Raw genomic sequence first — 14,696 nt, 5'->3', positions numbered from 1 at the left:
GTGGATGAGATATGCATCGCGGTGGCGAAGTGGGCGAAGGGACCGACGACCTGGGGCCCGAGCCTGCCCGGCGCGGTCGGCACCGGCGTGAGGCTGAGCGCAAGCAGGGCATACGGGCCGACAGTGCCCGGGCCGGAAGCGGGAGTGGTGGCCGGGTGGGGGTGACCTACAAATATTTCGGGGCCCCGGACGGCGCCACTGCCGCACGTGTGCCCATTTCGATGCGCCCCGAGGAGCTCGGCGGCGACGAGCTGGGCATGGGCGGCATGTTCACCAAGATCAAGCCCGAGACCGTCGCGGCCATGGTCCTCACCGGCATCCAGGGCATACCCCTGCACAAGGTCCCCCCGCTGGAACTGGTCGTCCTGCACCCCGACTACGCGGTGGTCAAGCTCCCGATGACGGTCGTCGACCCGCTGCGCGACGTGGGCGAGGAGTCGGTCGGCGCCGCGGCGTTCATCTGGTCCACGGTCCCGGACCGCGGCGGCCCGCGCGACGCGTTCAACGTCTACCAGCTACTCCACGAGTGGCAGGACTTCTCGCACCGCCTGCATGACGCGGGGCACCAGGCGTACTGCCTGGTGTGGCCCTGAGGCAGCCCCGAACCGGCCCCGAGCGGGTCCCGGCACCACCCCGTGGCGAGGCTGTCACCCCGGGGCTCTACGGTTCTCCCCTGTTCTCGTGCACGCTGCACGTCCGGGAGGGGACCCATGACCACCAGCGCCGTATCCGCTCGTCTTGTCGCCACGCTCACTGCGCCCCTGGCCCGCGAACGCGACGCCGCGTACGCGCCGTCCGTCCTGCGGTGGCCGGATCGCCGGCTGCTGATACAGCGCGGCGACTTCGAGGCGGTCGCCGTCGATCTGGACGCCGAGTCCGCCCCGCAGACCCGCTTTCCCGCTCCCTGGCCGCGTCGTTTCGGTACGTTCACGGTGGCGCCGGACGGGGATCTCGCGGTCTTCGCAGGGGTGCACGCGGTGCGCGCGGTGGACCCGGCGGGCACGGTGCTCTGGGAGGTGCGGCACGGTTGCTGGGACGGGGGCTGCCGCGTCCTGCACGAGTCGTTCGAGGAGTACGCGGACAGCAGGGCGCATCTGTACGCCGACAGCGGCTCTGTGGTGTTCTCGGCGGACGGGTCGCTCGTGTGGGCCCATGTCCGCGGCCCCGTGGCCGCGGCGGCCCCGGACCCCGAAGCGCTCGACGAGTGGCTGGTCATCGATGCGGCCGACGGGCGGGTGCTGGGGCGGGCGGACGCGCAGACCGTGGCGGCGGGCTCGGAGCACGTACCGCATCCCGATCCGGCACAGATGGGGCTGAGCGTCGGGGAGGGCCAGGACGGGGCGCCGCTGCTGTGGGGACGGTGGGACGGGGTGGAGCTGTCCGTGGAGCACTTCGGCGAGGAGGAGCGGATCCTGACCTCGGTGAGCCCCACGGGTGAGCACTTCCTGACGGTGGCTCACGATCTCGACTCGCTGGCGCTGCACCGGGTCGCGGACGGTGCGGTGGTGGCCGAACTGGAGGCCGGGGACGCCGTTCCCCGTCACCCCGGCGCGGATCCGGACGACTTCGACGCCGACGAGGTCATGTGGGACTACGAGTGCGGGTTCGTGGACAAGGACACGGCCATCTCCAGCACGGACGTGGAGGAGGAGTGCGGGCCGGTCCGCCACTGGCTGCTGGAGACGGCGGGGATGCGGCCGGTCGGGCAGGTCGCGTACCCGTTCCCGGTCTCCGGCACGCCCACGGCCCTCGGCGACGGCACCTGGTACACGGTGTCCGGGTCCGGGGACGTCCTGCATCTGTGGACCTTGGACGCGTAGGACGGCCCACGACGGCATTCGGCCATTCATTGGCCGAAGAAGGATCTTCAGCCGACCTGCCGACTCTGCCGATGCACCCCGTACAGCCGATATCGCCGGAGCGGCCGATGCAGGTGACGCAGCCGGTGGAGTCAGTCGGCGTGCAAGGCATCGACGTCGAGGAGGTCTGCTCATGGGCGACACTCTGCTGGCCCTGTCCATCCCCGTACTGGTCTTCGCCGCCGGGATCCACGCAGGGTGCGAGACCTGGTGGCGGCGCCGGATGCCGGCGCCGCCGTCCCCGTACACCCATCAGGCGGCACGCCTCGCCGGGCACGAGACGGTCGCGGCCGCCGAGGAGATCGTCGTCGGGGCGTACGCGACGCTGGAGGGGCTCTACGGCACCTCGGAAGGCGCCATTCCGGCCATGGGAGCCACCAGCGCCCCAACCGCCCCGGGGCTTACGCCCGGGGCGGTTGCCAGTCCGGGTCACGGCCGGTCACAGCCAGCATCCGCTCGAAGGGGCTAGCACCGTCCGCCACGGGGAAGGGCTCACCGAACACCTTCGCCTTCCGCGCATTCGGAGCCATCTCGGCGAGCCCGGGCCCGAGTTCGCTCACCACGGCCTCGTCCGGGACGTACTCCTGTCCGGTTGCCCGTGCCAGGTCCCACGCATGCACGGTCAGATCGCCCAGCACCATCCGCGCGACGGTTCGGGCGGGGAACCCCATGGAACCCGCGGTCCCCTCGTCCGCGCCCGGCGCACCCCACGCCGCCACCAGCTTGGCCGTCTCCTCGTCGAAGCGGCCCCGCCAGTCCCCGGCCACCGCGGTCGGCCTCGCGCCGAAGTCCGCCTCCTCCCGGGCCGCCAGGGCCTGGAAGTTGACGACCACCTGGAAGAGATGGTCGACCAGGGCCCGCACGTCGTACTCCGTGCACGGTGTGGGGTCGCCCAGCCGGCTGTCCTCGATCCCGCGTACGACGGGAGCAGCACTGTCGGCGGCCGCACTCAGCAGTTCACTGATTTTCTTCATGCTGTGACCGTCCGCCCGGCGGCGGCCCGTGTCTTGAACAAACGCGACACCATCGATTCGAACTCACGTTCACCATAGGATCGGCGCCATGTCTGCTCCTCGACGCGACACCCGGGGCATCGTCGACGCCCGCGAACTCTTCTCGCATGTGCACTTCCGCCGCCGCGAGCCCGCTCCCGGACTGCGGACACAGGTGGACTCCTACTGGCTGATCGACTGGGACCTGCCGGAGCCGTACACCTCGCACGTGGTCCCGCACCCTTCGGTGAACCTGGTCTTCCAGCGCCACGAGAGCAGTGGCGAGGCCGCCTTCGCGGAGGTCGCGGGCATCGATCTCGGGCTGTTCGCCCAGAAGCTGGAGGGCAGGGGACGGGTGTGCGGGGTGAAGTTCCGGCCGGGCGGCTTCCGGCCGTTCGCGCCGGGCCGCCCGGTGTCGGAGTGGACGGGCCGGCGGCTCCTGGCGCACGAGGTCCTCGCCGTACCCGCTCCGGTGGCGGCCGTGCTGGACCCGGCCGAGGAGGACGCACGGGTCGCGGCGCTGGACGCGTACCTGCTGGCGCTCGCCCCGGAACCGGACCCGCAGGCCGAGCGCGCCATGGCTCTGGTCGAGCGCGTCCGCACCGACCGCACGATGCGCCGGGTCGACGAACTCGCCCGCGTCGAAGGGCTGTCGGCACGCTCGCTGCAGCGGCTCTTCGCCGCGTACGTGGGCGTCAGTCCCAAGTGGGTGATCCTCCGCTACCGCATCCACGAGGCGCTGGAACGCGCCGAGTCGGACCCCGAGGTGGACTGGGCGGAGCTGGCCGCGGACCTCGGGTACAGCGACCAGGCCCACCTGACCAGGGACTTCACATCGACGATCGGCGCCCCGCCGACGGCACTCGCCACCCGTTGACGGTCGGTACCGGTGGTTGTCGGTGGTGCGGCCTACTGTCTTGGTATGGAACGCACCTCGTCATCACCGGCGCCCGTCGTACGGATCGTGCCCTGGTCGGACGACGACCTGGAGCTGCTCCGCCGCGCCAATGCACCCGAGCTGATGGACCATCTGGGCGGCCCCGAGTCCGAGGAGCAGCTCATGGCGCGCCATGACCGCTATGTGGAGCTGAGCGCGGACCGCACGGGCCGGGGCAGGATGTTCCGGATCGCCCTGGCCGACGTCGGCGGGGACGAGGCCGTCGGCACGATCGGGTTCTGGGAGCGGAGCTGGGAGGGCCGGCAGGTGTACGAGACGGGGTGGGCCGTCCTCACCGGGTACCAGGGGCGCGGCATCGCGGCTGCCGCGGCCGTGGCCGTCGCCGAGCAGGCCCGGGCGGAGCGCAGGCACCGCCATCTGCACGCGTACCCGTCCGTCGACAACGCCGCGTCGAACGCGGTGTGCCGCAAGGCGGGCTTCACCCTGCTCGGCAAGTGCGACTTCGAGTACCCGCCCGGCCGTGTGCTGCTGACGAACGACTGGCGGCTGGACCTCGGCCCGGCGCCCGTCCCGTAGCCCCGGCCCGTGGTCGGGCCCGCGGCCCACGCCTGCCTCAGTCCGCTTCCGGGACCAGCCGCTTGCTGAAGTGGAAGGCGACGATGTCCAGCCGCTCCCGCAGATAGAAGCGGTGGGCCCGCGTGCGGTGCGTCCCCGAGTCCAGGGCGAACGCCCGGCAGCCCGCCTCCCGGGCGCGCTGCTCCAGATGCCCGAGAAGCCGCCGGCCGGCGCCGGTGGAGCGGGCGTGCCCGGCGGTGACCAGGTCGTCGACGTACAGCTTGCGGATCTGGCTGGTGTTGTCGACGATCCGCCACCCGGCCGCGCCCACGCATGCGCCGCCGTCGTCGTAGGCGGCGGTGAAGCGGAGCCCCTGCGCGTACCCCCGCTCGTAGACCTCGCGGAAGAGGTCCTCCGTCAGATGCGGACGGAGCTCGCGCAGGACGGGGAGCAGGTCGGCGGTGAGCCGGGCGTCGCCGGGTTCAAGATCGAGAATCTTCATGCGGGAACTGTAGGACGGGCCACCTGAGCCCCGGAGGCCTGTGCCGGGCGGGCCGTCGCCGCCGCGTTCCGCGCCCGGGGTGCCGCCCCCCTCGAATCCCCTGGCTGACGCGGACCGCCCAATGGCATCCTGGCGGCGTGAACGGACCGGAGATCCATCTCGTAGTCGACCCCGAACTGCGGCTCTTCGTCGCCCACGAGCGCCGTAACGGGCGTACGGCCGTGACCACCGACGGTTCCTCGACTCTCGGCCATGTCGTGGAGTCGCTCGGAGTCCCGCTCACCGAGGCCGGTCAGCTGCTCGTCGACGGCCGGCCCGTTCCGGTTTCGCACATCCCGGGCGCGGGCGAGCTCGTGGAGGTCCGCGCGGTGGTGCGCCCGCAGCGCATCGAGGGCGCGCCGCTGCGCTTCCTCCTCGACGTCCACCTCGGCACGCTCGCCCGGCGGCTGCGGCTGCTGGGGGTCGACGCCGCGTACCGGAGCGAGGACATCGGGGATCCGGCGCTGGCCACGCTGTCGGCGACGGAGCAGCGGGTGCTGCTCTCCCGCGACCGGGGGCTGCTGCGGCGGCGGGAGATCTGGGCCGGGGCGTACATCTACAGCGACCGGCCGGACGACCAGCTGCGGGACGTGCTGGAGCGGTTCGCACCGGTGCTGGCCCCGTGGACCCGGTGCACGGCCTGCAACGGGCAGCTGACCGAGGCCGACAAGCAGTCCGTCAGCGGACAACTGGAGCACGGTACGCAGCGGTCGTACGACGTCTTCGCGCAGTGCACGGAGTGCGGGCGGGTGTACTGGCGTGGCGCCCATCACGCTCACCTCGAGAAGATCGTCGCCAACGCGGTGCACGAGTTCGGCGACGCCTCCGATCAGGCCGCCCCGCCCCGCTAGTGCTGTGACCGGAAAGGTTCACCGGCTCGCAAACCCTTCCGGTCACAGCACTAGGCGCGCCTTCTGCGGCCTGCACGGCGCGCACGGGGCCGGGCCGCAGGCCGGCACTCCTCGCCGGGGCCGCCGCGTGCGCTACGGCTGCTCGGCGGTCAGATAGCGCTGCACGGTGGGAGCGAGCCAGGCGATCACTTCCTCGCGCGGCATGGAGACGGCGGGTGCGAGGCACAGCACGTACCGCGCGAGCGCCATCCCCAGGATCTGGGAGGCAACGAGCGCGGCGCGGCGCGGGGCATCGGCCGGGTCGGGGCAGACCGCAGCGGCTATCGGACCGATCTGCTCGGCGAAGACGGCCCGGATGCGCTCGGCCCCCGCGTCATTGGTGACACCGACCCTGAGCAGCCCCGTCAGCACGTCGTCCTGCTCCCAGCGGTCCAGGAAGTGTGTGACGAGTACGGCCCCGATGTGCTTTCCGGGCAGCGCGCCGAGCTCGGGCATGCGCAGATCGATCACGGACGCGGCGGCGAACAGCCCCTCCTTGTTGCCGTAGTAGCGCATCACCATCGACGGGTCGATGTTCGCGTCGCGGGCGATGGCCCGGATGGTGGCGCGCTCATAGCCGTCGGCGGCGAACCGCTCACGGGCGGCTTCGAGAATCGCGGCCTTGGTGGCGTCCGAGCGGCGGGGGGCGCCGGGGGTCTGCGTCATCACGCCAACAACTGTAGGCCAACAGGTGTTGACATGCCAGATCCGCCGGATCTATATTTGCCAACAAGCGTTGACCTACAGCTGTTGACCCACATTCGTCGGCAACCGGCTCCAGGAGGCCGCCATGACCGGCAAGCCCAGCACTCGCGCACACGCCGAACCCCTGCACCAGGCCGGCGACACCCACGAAGCCGTCGACGTCCTCGTGGTGGGAGCGGGACCCACCGGACTGCTGCTCGCAGGCGATCTCGCCGCCCGCGGCCTCTCGGTCACCGTCGTCGAGCGCCGCCCGCACCGGACGAGCAACATGACGCGCGCCTTCGCGGTCCATGCCCGCACCCTCGAGGTGCTCGACGCCCGCGGCCTCGCCGACGAGCTGCTCAAGACGGGCTCCCGCCTCACCGGTCTGCGACTCTTCGGCGGCCTCTCGCTCGACCTGTCCGGACTCCGGTCCCGCTTCCCCTTCCTGCTGATCACCCCGCAGTACGAGGTCGAGCGCCTGCTGGAGCGCCGGGCACTGTCCGCGGGTGTGCATTTCCGTTACGGCACGAAGCTGACCGGCCTGCACCAGTCCACCGACACGGTCACCGCCGAGGTGCAGGACACCGACGGCACGCCGGACACCCTCTCCGCCCGCTACGCCGTCGGCACCGACGGAGTGCGCAGCACCGTCCGTGAGGCGCTCGGACTCCCCTTCCCCGGCAAGTCGGTGATCCGGTCGATCATCCTGGCCGACGTCCGGCTCGCCGAAGAACCCGCGGACCTCCTCACGGCCAACGGCGTGGGCGAGGCGTTCGCCTTCATCGCCCCGTTCGGTGACGGCTGGTACCGGGCCATGGGATGGAACCGCAACCACCAGGCCGACGACACCGACCCCGTCGAGCTCGACGAGCTCCGCGAGATCACCCGCCTCGCCCTGGGCAGCGACCACGGCATGCATGACGCGCGCTGGATCTCCCGCTTCCACAGCGATGAACGCCAGGTGCCCGCCTACCGCACCGGCAGGGTCTTCCTCGCCGGGGACGCCGCCCATGTCCACTCCCCCGCGGGCGGGCAGGGCATGAACACCGGACTCCAGGACGCGGCCAACCTCTCCTGGAAGCTCGCGGCCGTCCTGCGGGGGGACGCGGCGGATCCGGAAGCGCTCCTCGACAGCTACCACGCCGAACGGCACCCGGTCGGCGCCGCCGTGCTGCGCAGCAGCGGCGCACTGGTCCGCCTCGCCATGGCCCGCACCCCGTGGCAACGGGCGATCCGCACGGCCGCCGCCCGCTTCCTGTCCCTGGTGCAGCCGGCCGCCGACAAGGCGATGGGCATGATCTCCGGCATCGCCATCGCCTACGCCGCGCCGCGCGGTGCGCATCCCCTCACCGGAAAGCGCGCCCCCGACCTGGGACTGGTGGAGGGCCGCCTCCAGGAGATGCTGCGCGACGGCGAGTTCGTCCTCGTGACCCCCGCCGACATGCCCACGCCGGTATCGCCGACCCCACTGGTGCACGCGCACTGGACGGGCGACCGCACCACCGTGCTGCTCGTCCGCCCCGACGGCTATGTCGCCTGGGCGGGCGAACGGCCCGACCCGGCGGCCGTGCGGGCCGCACTCACGCGATGACCGCCGCGCGCCCGCGCCGCGGCCGGCGGTCAGAAGACGTACTCGTCCCCGGTGGCGGGCGCCAGCACCTCGTGCTCGTTGTTCTGCGGGTTCCGGTCGGTCGCGCCGCCGTTCCACAGCGTGTCGATGCGGACGACCACCTCGTTCGGCCGCCCTGTGAGCTGCAGTTCGAGCGCGAGCTGCCGCCCCGCCGACCCGTCCGCAGGCAGCGGACCCGTCCGGCACAGCACGGTGCGGGCGCCGGCCTGCAGACAGGCATCCGGCATCTCCTGCCGGCCGACGAGGTTCACCGAGAAGCGCAGCCGCACGGTAGCGGCGGCGAGGCTCGACGGGCCGTGGTTCTCACTGAACAGCCACACACCGAGCCCCCCGCCCCACAGCGAGACGTGCCCGTGATGGGAGACGTCCGCCTCCGGTGCCACCGACCGGTACACCGGGACCGGCACGGCCGCGGCCACCGGTACGGGCACCGGGGCCGCCACGGCCGCCTGTCCGAACCCCCACACCACAGTCGCCGCCGCGGCGGACAGCATCAGCCGAGCCTTACGCATCACTACCATGTCCTGAAGATAACGATCAGCCCGAATCATTCGTATTTACACACTGACTCGACGCGCCAACTCCACCCGCCTGCCTCACAGGCCCACTCGCCCTCCCGCCAGACACCCGCGTGAAACGCTGTTCCCATGGTCGTCGCCCGCTCAGCCGCACTCTTCGTCGTCGCCGCGCTCTTCGAGATCGGCGGCGCCTGGCTCGTCTGGCAGGGCGTGCGCGAACACCGGGGCTGGATCTGGATCGGCGCCGGAGTCATCGCCCTCGGCGCGTACGGCTTCGTCGCCACGCTCCAGCCCGACGCCGAGTTCGGCCGCATCCTCGCCGCGTACGGCGGGGTCTTCGTCGCGGGTTCGATCGCCTGGGGCATGGTCGCCGACGGCTACCGCCCGGACCGCTGGGACGTGATCGGCGCACTGATCTGCCTGGCCGGCATGGCCGTGATCATGTACGCCCCCCGCAACCACTGACCGCACCTGCCGCACCGGGCACACCGGCCGCCCATTCGCCGCTCACGGACGGCCGCCGAACGCCCACCCCTCCCGCCTGCCTATCCTGGCCCCGTACCGATCAGCTGTCCGAGGAGTCGAGTCCGCATGGCCGCCACCCCCATTGCCGTCATCACCGGAGCGAGCAGCGGCATCGGCGCCGCCACCGCCCGGCAGCTGGCCGCTGCCGGCTATCGCGTCGTCCTGACCGCCCGCCGCAAGGACCGCATCGAGGCGCTCGCCGCCGAGATCAGCGAAGCGGGCCACGAGGCCACGGCGTACGCCCTGGACGTCACGGACCGCGAGGCGGTCGACGCGTTCGCCACCGCCTTCCGCACCCTCGCCGTCCTCGTCAACAACGCAGGCGGCGCCCTCGGCGCCGACCCCGTCGCCACCGGCGACCCGGCCGACTGGCGCCAGATGTACGAGACGAACGTCATCGGCACTCTGAACGTCACCCAGGCCCTGCTCCCCGCCCTCACCGCGAGCGGCGACGGCACCATCGTGGTCCTCTCCTCGACGGCGGCCCTCTCCGCGTACGAGGGCGGCGGTGGCTACGTGGCCGCCAAGCACGGCGAACACGTCCTGGCCGAGACGCTCCGCCTGGAGATCGTCGGCACCCCGGTCCGGGTGATCGAGGTCGCCCCCGGCATGGTCAAGACGGAGGAGTTCGCCACCACCCGCTTCCGCGGCGACAAGGAGAAGGCCGCCAAGGTCTACGCGGGCGTCGACGCCCCGCTCACCGCCGACGACGTGGCCGACACGATCACCTGGGCGGTCACCCGCCCCAGCCACGTCAACATCGACCTCCTGGTGGTCCGCCCACGCGCCCAGGCCTCCAACTCCAAGGTCCACCGCACCCTTTGACCGTGCCGACGCGCGCAGAGGAGCCCCGGACCACCACCACAGGGTCCGGGGCTCCTCCGTTCATCGGCGCAAGGGCGCTCAGCCCTTCACGCACACCACCTGCTTGAGCTTCGCGACGACCTCCACCAGGTCACGCTGCTGTTCCATGACCTGCTCGATCGGCTTGTACGCAGCCGGGATCTCGTCCACGACGCCGGAGTCCTTACGGCACTCCACGCCCCGCGTCTGCTCCTCCAGGTCCCGCGTCGAGAAGCGCCGCTTGGCCGCGTTGCGGCTCATCTTCCGGCCGGCGCCGTGCGAGGCCGAGTTGAACGACTCCGCGTTCCCCAGACCCTTCACGATGTACGAGCCGGTGCCCATCGAGCCCGGGATGATGCCGAGGTCCCCCGAACCGGCACGGATCGCACCCTTGCGGGTGACCAGCAGGTCCATGCCGTCGTACCGCTCCTCCGCCACGTAGTTGTGGTGGCAGGAGATGACCGGCTCGAAGGTCACCCGGGCCTTCTTGAACTCCTTGCGGACCACGTCCTGGAAGAGCCCCATCATGATCGCGCGGTTGCGCTTCGCATACTCCTGGGCCCAGAACAGGTCGTTCCGATACGCCGCCATCTGCGGAGTGTCCGCGATGAAGACCGCCAGATCACGGTCGACCAGGCCCTGGTTGTGCGCCAGCTTCTGCGCCACCCCGATGTGGTGCTCGGCGAGCTCCTTGCCGATGTTCCGGGATCCGGAGTGCAGCATCAGCCAGACCGAACCCGACTCATCGAGGCAGAACTCGATGAAGTGATTCCCGGACCCCAGTGTCCCCATCTGCTTGGTGGCCCGCTCCTGACGGAATTTGACCGCGTCGGCCACCCCGTCGAACCGGCCCCAGAAGTCGTCCCAGCCCGTCGCCGGGATGCCGTGCAGCCGGCCCGGGTCCACGACGTCGTCGTGCATCCCGCGGCCCACCGGAATGGCCTGTTCGATCTTCGACCGCAGCCGCGACAGGTCTCCGGGCAGGTCGTTGGCCGTCAGGGAGGTCTTCACCGCCGACATACCGCAGCCGATGTCCACCCCCACCGCCGCCGGGCAGACCGCACCGTGCATCGCGATCACCGAGCCGACGGTCGCGCCCTTGCCGTAGTGCACATCGGGCATGACGGCCAGCCCCTTGATCCAGGGCAGGGTGGCCACGTTCTGCAGCTGCTGCATGGCACCGCCCTCGACCGAAGCCGGATCGGCCCACATGCGGATGGGGACCTTGGCCCCCGCTACCTCCATGTACGACATAGTTCCTCAATTCCCCCGAAAAGTCTGATAGCGCAAAACCGGTGCCAAGGTCGGCAAACAAGTCGGCCGACCGGCATTCACAGCGGCGCGTGCGATACACATTGTGTCCACCGGCCGCCATCGAGCGGCAACCGTTTTTCGCACGAAGGGAGCCGAGGACCGTGCGACAAATGGCGTACGTACCCGGCGTCGCGCTCCTTGCAGCGCTCGTCGTCGGCTGTAGCGCCGATACCGGAACCGAAGGCTCCGCCGCCGACGACAAACCCGGCGACCCGATGACCTCCGTGGCGCCGGCAGGCAAGTACCGCACGCTTCCAGAACCTTGCCGCTCCATCGGGCAGTCCACACTGAAGGACCTCCTGCCGGGTATCGCCGAACTGCCGGAGGACCAGCAGGAGAAGGCGTACGCGGGCACGGCCTCCGTCACCTACGACACGGACCGCCGCGTCGGCTGCACATGGAAGTCCGAGGCACCGGACTCGTCCCGCAGCCTCTCCCTCGACTTCGAGCGGGTCGTCTCGTACGACACCTCGGTGAGCGACGACGACCGCGCCGACGAGCTGTACGCGAAGAAGCGGGACGCCGCCCATCTGCCGGCAGGCTCCGTCACACCGGACGGAACGAAGGACGATTCCCCCTCGGACTCGCCCTCGGGCTCCCCCTCGAACACCCCTTCCGGCCCGGCGCAGGGCAGCGGGAAGAGCAACGGGACCACAGGCACCGCCGACGATCTGCAGCCGCGCGTCCTCGACGGTCTCGGAGATGCCGCATTTCTGGACGATCTGCTCACACGGACAGGTTCCACCGCACAGCACCGCACGGTGAGCGTGGTATTCCGCACATCGAACGTCCTCGTGACCGTCCGGTACACCGAGCAGCCCGCCCTTGCGACGACGATCCCGGACAGCAAGGAACTGCAGGACAAGGCCCAGTCGCTGGCCCGGAAGCTGGTCGACAGGTTCAGCGAATAACGGTGCGCCGGGCGCCCCCGGACGGGCACCGAACCGGTCGGCGAAGTGTCCGGCCGAGGCGGCATCCGGCCGCCGTCCGTCGTACCGTGGCCCTCCGGAACACCTGCCCGACCGCGATCCCGCCCAGCCCCGCCCCCGACCGCCGCGCCGCCCGCACGCGCCATCCGAGTGAAGGAACCATGCACCGATCAGCCCCGCGACTCACCCGCATACTCGCCTGCGCCGCCGTCCCGGTGATGCTCGTCGTCGCCGGCTGTTCGTCGGACTCCGGCAGCAAGGAGTCGGACGGCTCGTCCTCCTCGGCCGCTCCGGGCGCGAAGAAGCCGGAAGCGAAGGTGGAGCCGGCGAAGTTCGCCGGGCTGCCGGACCCGTGCAAGTCGATCTCCTCGAAGACGATCACCACCCTGGTGCCGAAGGCCAAGAGCAAGGGCGGTACGGCAGCCACGTCCAGCGACACCGCGGCGCGCGCCGGCTGCTCCTGGAACGGCCTCGACGACAACGGCGTCAAGGGCTCGCAGTACCGCTGGCTCGACGTCGGCTTCACCCGCTACGACTCGGACCAGGCCCTCGGCAGTGGCGCCGAGCGCGCCCAGGAGGACCTCGCGAACCAGGTCGCCAAGACCAAGGCGACCGAGGGCGCCAAGAAGGTCGTCGGGTCCCCCGTCAACGGGATCGGCGACCAGGCCACCAAGGTCACGTACGACCTCAGCAAGACCGGTGAGGACTTCAAGTACGCGACGATCGTGGCCCGTACAGGGAACGTCGTGGTCACCCTGACCTACAACGGTGCGGGCTACGCGGGCGCGAAGACGCCGTCCGCGGACGACATCCTGAAGGGCGCCGAGAAGGCCGTCAGGGAGGCCGTCGCGGCGGTCGCCGGCACGGACGCCGGTGCCGGTTCCGGCGAGCAGAAGTCGAGCCCGTCGCCGTCCAAGTCGTCGTCGGACAAGGCGTAACGAAGAGCCGGACCCGGCACCGGCGCATCCGGCAGCTGTCCCAACAGCCCTGCACAGAAGCGGTTTCACGAAGTCCGGCGCTCCCCCGGGAACCGGACTTCGTCCCTCCCCGCGCAACACACCCCCCGCACATGTGCCAGGCTGTGCCCGCCAGAGGTCGGAGAAGGGGATACAGGGAGGGGATCGCGGGTGGCCGCGATGCAGCTGACACGCACGCACCGAGTACTGATCGGGGTCGTCGTCGCCGGCGCGGCAGTCATCGCCGCGATCGGCTTCGCGGGCTCGTACGCCGCCGTGCGCGCGCTCGCAGAACAGAAGGGCTTCGGGAATTTCTCCCTGGTCTTCCCGATCGGCATCGACGCGGGCATCTGCGTGCTGCTGGCGCTGGACCTGTTGCTGACCTGGATGCGGATCCCGTTTCCGCTGCTGCGCCAGACGGCCTGGCTGCTGACTGCGGCGACGATCGCCTTCAACGGCGCCGCGGCCTGGCCCGACCCGCTGGGCGTCGGCATGCACGCGGTGATCCCGGTGCTGTTCGTGGTCGCGGTCGAGGCCGCCCGGCACGCGGTCGGCCGGATAGCCGACCTCACGGCCGACAAGCACATGGAGGGCGTCCGCCTCACCCGCTGGCTGCTCTCCCCGGTCCCCACGTTCAAGCTGTGGCGCCGGATGAAGCTGTGGGAGCTGCGTTCGTACGAGCAGGTCATCAAGCTCGAACAGGACCGGCTGATCTATCAGGCCCGGCTCCAGGCCCGCTTCGGCCGCAACTGGCGCCGCAAGGCCCCGGTCGAGTCCCTGATGCCGCTCAGACTGGCGAAGTTCGGCGTCCCGCTGGCCGACACCGGCCCGGCCGGGCTGGCGGCCGCGGGCATCGAACCCGCGCTGCTGCCCCCGGCCCCCGCCCCGGCCGTCGAGACGGCACAACCCCAGGCCGAACTGCCGTACGCCCCGCAGCAGCAACAACAGCAGGCGCAGTACGCCGACCCCCAGCAGCACCAGCCAGCGCACCAGCAGCAGCACGCCCACCCCTCCGACCCGGCCGCCGAGGCGTGGCCGCAGGAGGGCCCCGGCTCGCACGACAGCCCGTGGTTCGCGGCTCAGCAGGTCTCGGAGGGTGCGTACGAGGGCACGTACAACCCGACGTACGTCGAGGGCCTGGAGCCCACCCCCGTCATGATCCCGTCGGGTCCGGGCGGCCGCACCCGCCCCCTGGGCAACGTGGGCACGATCGGCGCGGTCCCGCACCCCCGCAGCGAGGAACCCCTGCCGGAACAGCCGCAGCAGCCGCAGCAGCCGCAGCAGCAGCCCGAGGCGGACCCGGCCGAGTGGGCGCAGGAGGACGCGGAGTTCGGCGAGATCGCGTACGAGGTGTTCGCGGCGTACGTGAACAACCACAACGACTACCCGAGCGTCGAGGCCCTGGACATACATGTCTCGGACGGCCACAACGTCAGGCACCCCCGCAGCGCCGCCCTGATCCGCCGTCTGATGCCGGAGTTCAAGAACCGGTACCACTCGGAGCTGGAAGCGGATCACATCGCTTAGACCGGCACCACCCGGACCGCCCGGCGCTCGAG

General features: G+C 71.1%; 17 protein-coding genes. 12 read left to right on the top strand and 5 right to left on the bottom strand.

All coding sequences use genetic code 11. The features are described 5' to 3' along the window. Positions 1 to 11: 11 nt before the first annotated feature. The 3 genes from OG878_RS22790 (at position 12) to OG878_RS22780 (ending at position 2,328) form a co-directional block, all read left to right on the top strand. Positions 12 to 593 carry a hypothetical protein gene (locus OG878_RS22790; RefSeq protein WP_328888495.1) on the top strand — a complete coding sequence of 194 codons (582 nt, stop codon included), beginning with the start codon at positions 12 to 14 and terminating at the stop codon, positions 591 to 593. Between the two features lie 117 nt (positions 594 to 710). Then, a complete protein-coding gene (locus OG878_RS22785) occupies positions 711 to 1,820 on the top strand; it encodes a hypothetical protein (protein WP_328888494.1) in 1,110 nt (369 codons plus the stop codon). Positions 1,821 to 1,992: 172 nt separating this feature from the next. Continuing rightward, a complete protein-coding gene (locus OG878_RS22780; protein WP_328888493.1) occupies positions 1,993 to 2,328 on the top strand; it encodes a hypothetical protein in 336 nt (111 codons plus the stop codon). Here the strand turns inward: OG878_RS22780 and OG878_RS22775 are convergent. Further along, on the bottom strand, positions 2,261 to 2,833 hold the full coding sequence (locus OG878_RS22775) for a TIGR03086 family metal-binding protein (RefSeq protein ID WP_328888492.1): 573 nt from the start codon (positions 2,831 to 2,833) through the stop codon (positions 2,261 to 2,263). The two genes, OG878_RS22780 and OG878_RS22775, sit on opposite strands and share 68 nt — an antisense overlap. Before the next feature lie 88 nt (positions 2,834 to 2,921). Here OG878_RS22775 and OG878_RS22770 point away from each other — a divergent pair, with 88 nt between their 5' ends. Then, complete coding sequence (locus OG878_RS22770; protein ID WP_328888491.1) at positions 2,922 to 3,728, top strand: helix-turn-helix domain-containing protein; 807 nt, start codon at positions 2,922 to 2,924, stop codon at positions 3,726 to 3,728. Positions 3,729 to 3,773: 45 nt separating this feature from the next. Next, positions 3,774 to 4,325, top strand: a complete 552-nt coding sequence (locus OG878_RS22765) for a GNAT family N-acetyltransferase (protein ID WP_328888490.1) — start codon at positions 3,774 to 3,776, stop codon at positions 4,323 to 4,325. A 37-nt stretch (positions 4,326 to 4,362) separates the two neighbouring features. On the opposite strand, the gene OG878_RS22760 is transcribed toward OG878_RS22765, so the two are convergent. Further along, a complete protein-coding gene (locus tag OG878_RS22760; RefSeq protein WP_328888489.1) occupies positions 4,363 to 4,806 on the bottom strand; it encodes a GNAT family N-acetyltransferase in 444 nt (147 codons plus the stop codon). A 137-nt stretch (positions 4,807 to 4,943) separates the two neighbouring features. Between OG878_RS22760 and OG878_RS22755 the strand changes: the two genes are divergently transcribed. After that, positions 4,944 to 5,696 (top strand): Mut7-C RNAse domain-containing protein, encoded by a 753-nt coding sequence (locus tag OG878_RS22755; protein ID WP_328888488.1) that lies wholly within the window; start codon positions 4,944 to 4,946, stop codon positions 5,694 to 5,696. 132 nt (positions 5,697 to 5,828) lie between these two features. On the opposite strand, the gene OG878_RS22750 is transcribed toward OG878_RS22755, so the two are convergent. After that, positions 5,829 to 6,401 carry a TetR/AcrR family transcriptional regulator gene (locus OG878_RS22750; protein ID WP_328888487.1) on the bottom strand — a complete coding sequence of 191 codons (573 nt, stop codon included), beginning with the start codon at positions 6,399 to 6,401 and terminating at the stop codon, positions 5,829 to 5,831. Between the two features lie 124 nt (positions 6,402 to 6,525). Between OG878_RS22750 and OG878_RS22745 the strand changes: the two genes are divergently transcribed. Further along, the gene (locus tag OG878_RS22745; protein ID WP_328888486.1) at positions 6,526 to 8,013 is read left to right on the top strand and encodes an FAD-dependent oxidoreductase; all 1,488 of its coding nucleotides are present in this window, start codon (positions 6,526 to 6,528) and stop codon (positions 8,011 to 8,013) included. Positions 8,014 to 8,042: 29 nt separating this feature from the next. Here OG878_RS22745 and OG878_RS22740 read toward each other — a convergent pair whose 3' ends face one another. Continuing rightward, the gene (locus tag OG878_RS22740; protein ID WP_328888485.1) at positions 8,043 to 8,573 is read right to left on the bottom strand and encodes a hypothetical protein; all 531 of its coding nucleotides are present in this window, start codon (positions 8,571 to 8,573) and stop codon (positions 8,043 to 8,045) included. 126 nt (positions 8,574 to 8,699) lie between these two features. Between OG878_RS22740 and OG878_RS22735 the strand changes: the two genes are divergently transcribed. Together OG878_RS22735 and OG878_RS22730 are read left to right on the top strand one after the other, a co-directional pair. Next, a complete protein-coding gene (locus OG878_RS22735) occupies positions 8,700 to 9,035 on the top strand; it encodes a YnfA family protein (protein WP_328888484.1) in 336 nt (111 codons plus the stop codon). Between the two features lie 126 nt (positions 9,036 to 9,161). Further along, on the top strand, positions 9,162 to 9,920 hold the full coding sequence (locus tag OG878_RS22730; RefSeq protein ID WP_328888483.1) for an SDR family NAD(P)-dependent oxidoreductase: 759 nt from the start codon (positions 9,162 to 9,164) through the stop codon (positions 9,918 to 9,920). A gap of 78 nt (positions 9,921 to 9,998) precedes the next feature. Here OG878_RS22730 and OG878_RS22725 read toward each other — a convergent pair whose 3' ends face one another. Beyond that, positions 9,999 to 11,192, bottom strand: coding sequence for an RtcB family protein (locus OG878_RS22725; RefSeq protein WP_328888482.1), 1,194 nt, complete (start codon positions 11,190 to 11,192; stop codon positions 9,999 to 10,001). 170 nt (positions 11,193 to 11,362) lie between these two features. Between OG878_RS22725 and OG878_RS22720 the strand changes: the two genes are divergently transcribed. The 3 genes from OG878_RS22720 to OG878_RS22710 all read left to right on the top strand — a co-directional run bounded on the left by OG878_RS22720 (position 11,363) and on the right by OG878_RS22710 (position 14,664). After that, the gene (locus OG878_RS22720) at positions 11,363 to 12,163 is read left to right on the top strand and encodes a DUF3558 domain-containing protein (RefSeq protein WP_328888481.1); all 801 of its coding nucleotides are present in this window, start codon (positions 11,363 to 11,365) and stop codon (positions 12,161 to 12,163) included. A 179-nt stretch (positions 12,164 to 12,342) separates the two neighbouring features. Next, positions 12,343 to 13,119: a DUF3558 domain-containing protein gene (locus OG878_RS22715; protein ID WP_328888480.1), complete on the top strand. Its 777-nt coding sequence runs from the start codon at positions 12,343 to 12,345 to the stop codon at positions 13,117 to 13,119. A 198-nt stretch (positions 13,120 to 13,317) separates the two neighbouring features. Next, positions 13,318 to 14,664: a DUF2637 domain-containing protein gene (locus OG878_RS22710; RefSeq protein WP_443049148.1), complete on the top strand. Its 1,347-nt coding sequence runs from the start codon at positions 13,318 to 13,320 to the stop codon at positions 14,662 to 14,664. Positions 14,665 to 14,696: the final 32 nt, after the last annotated feature.

The sequence above is a fragment of the Streptomyces sp. NBC_00316 genome (assembly GCF_036158715.1).
Lineage (GTDB): Bacteria > Actinomycetota > Actinomycetes > Streptomycetales > Streptomycetaceae > Streptomyces.
Note: the sequence above shows the minus strand (reverse complement) of the source record. Positions and strands in the feature narration are given on the sequence as shown.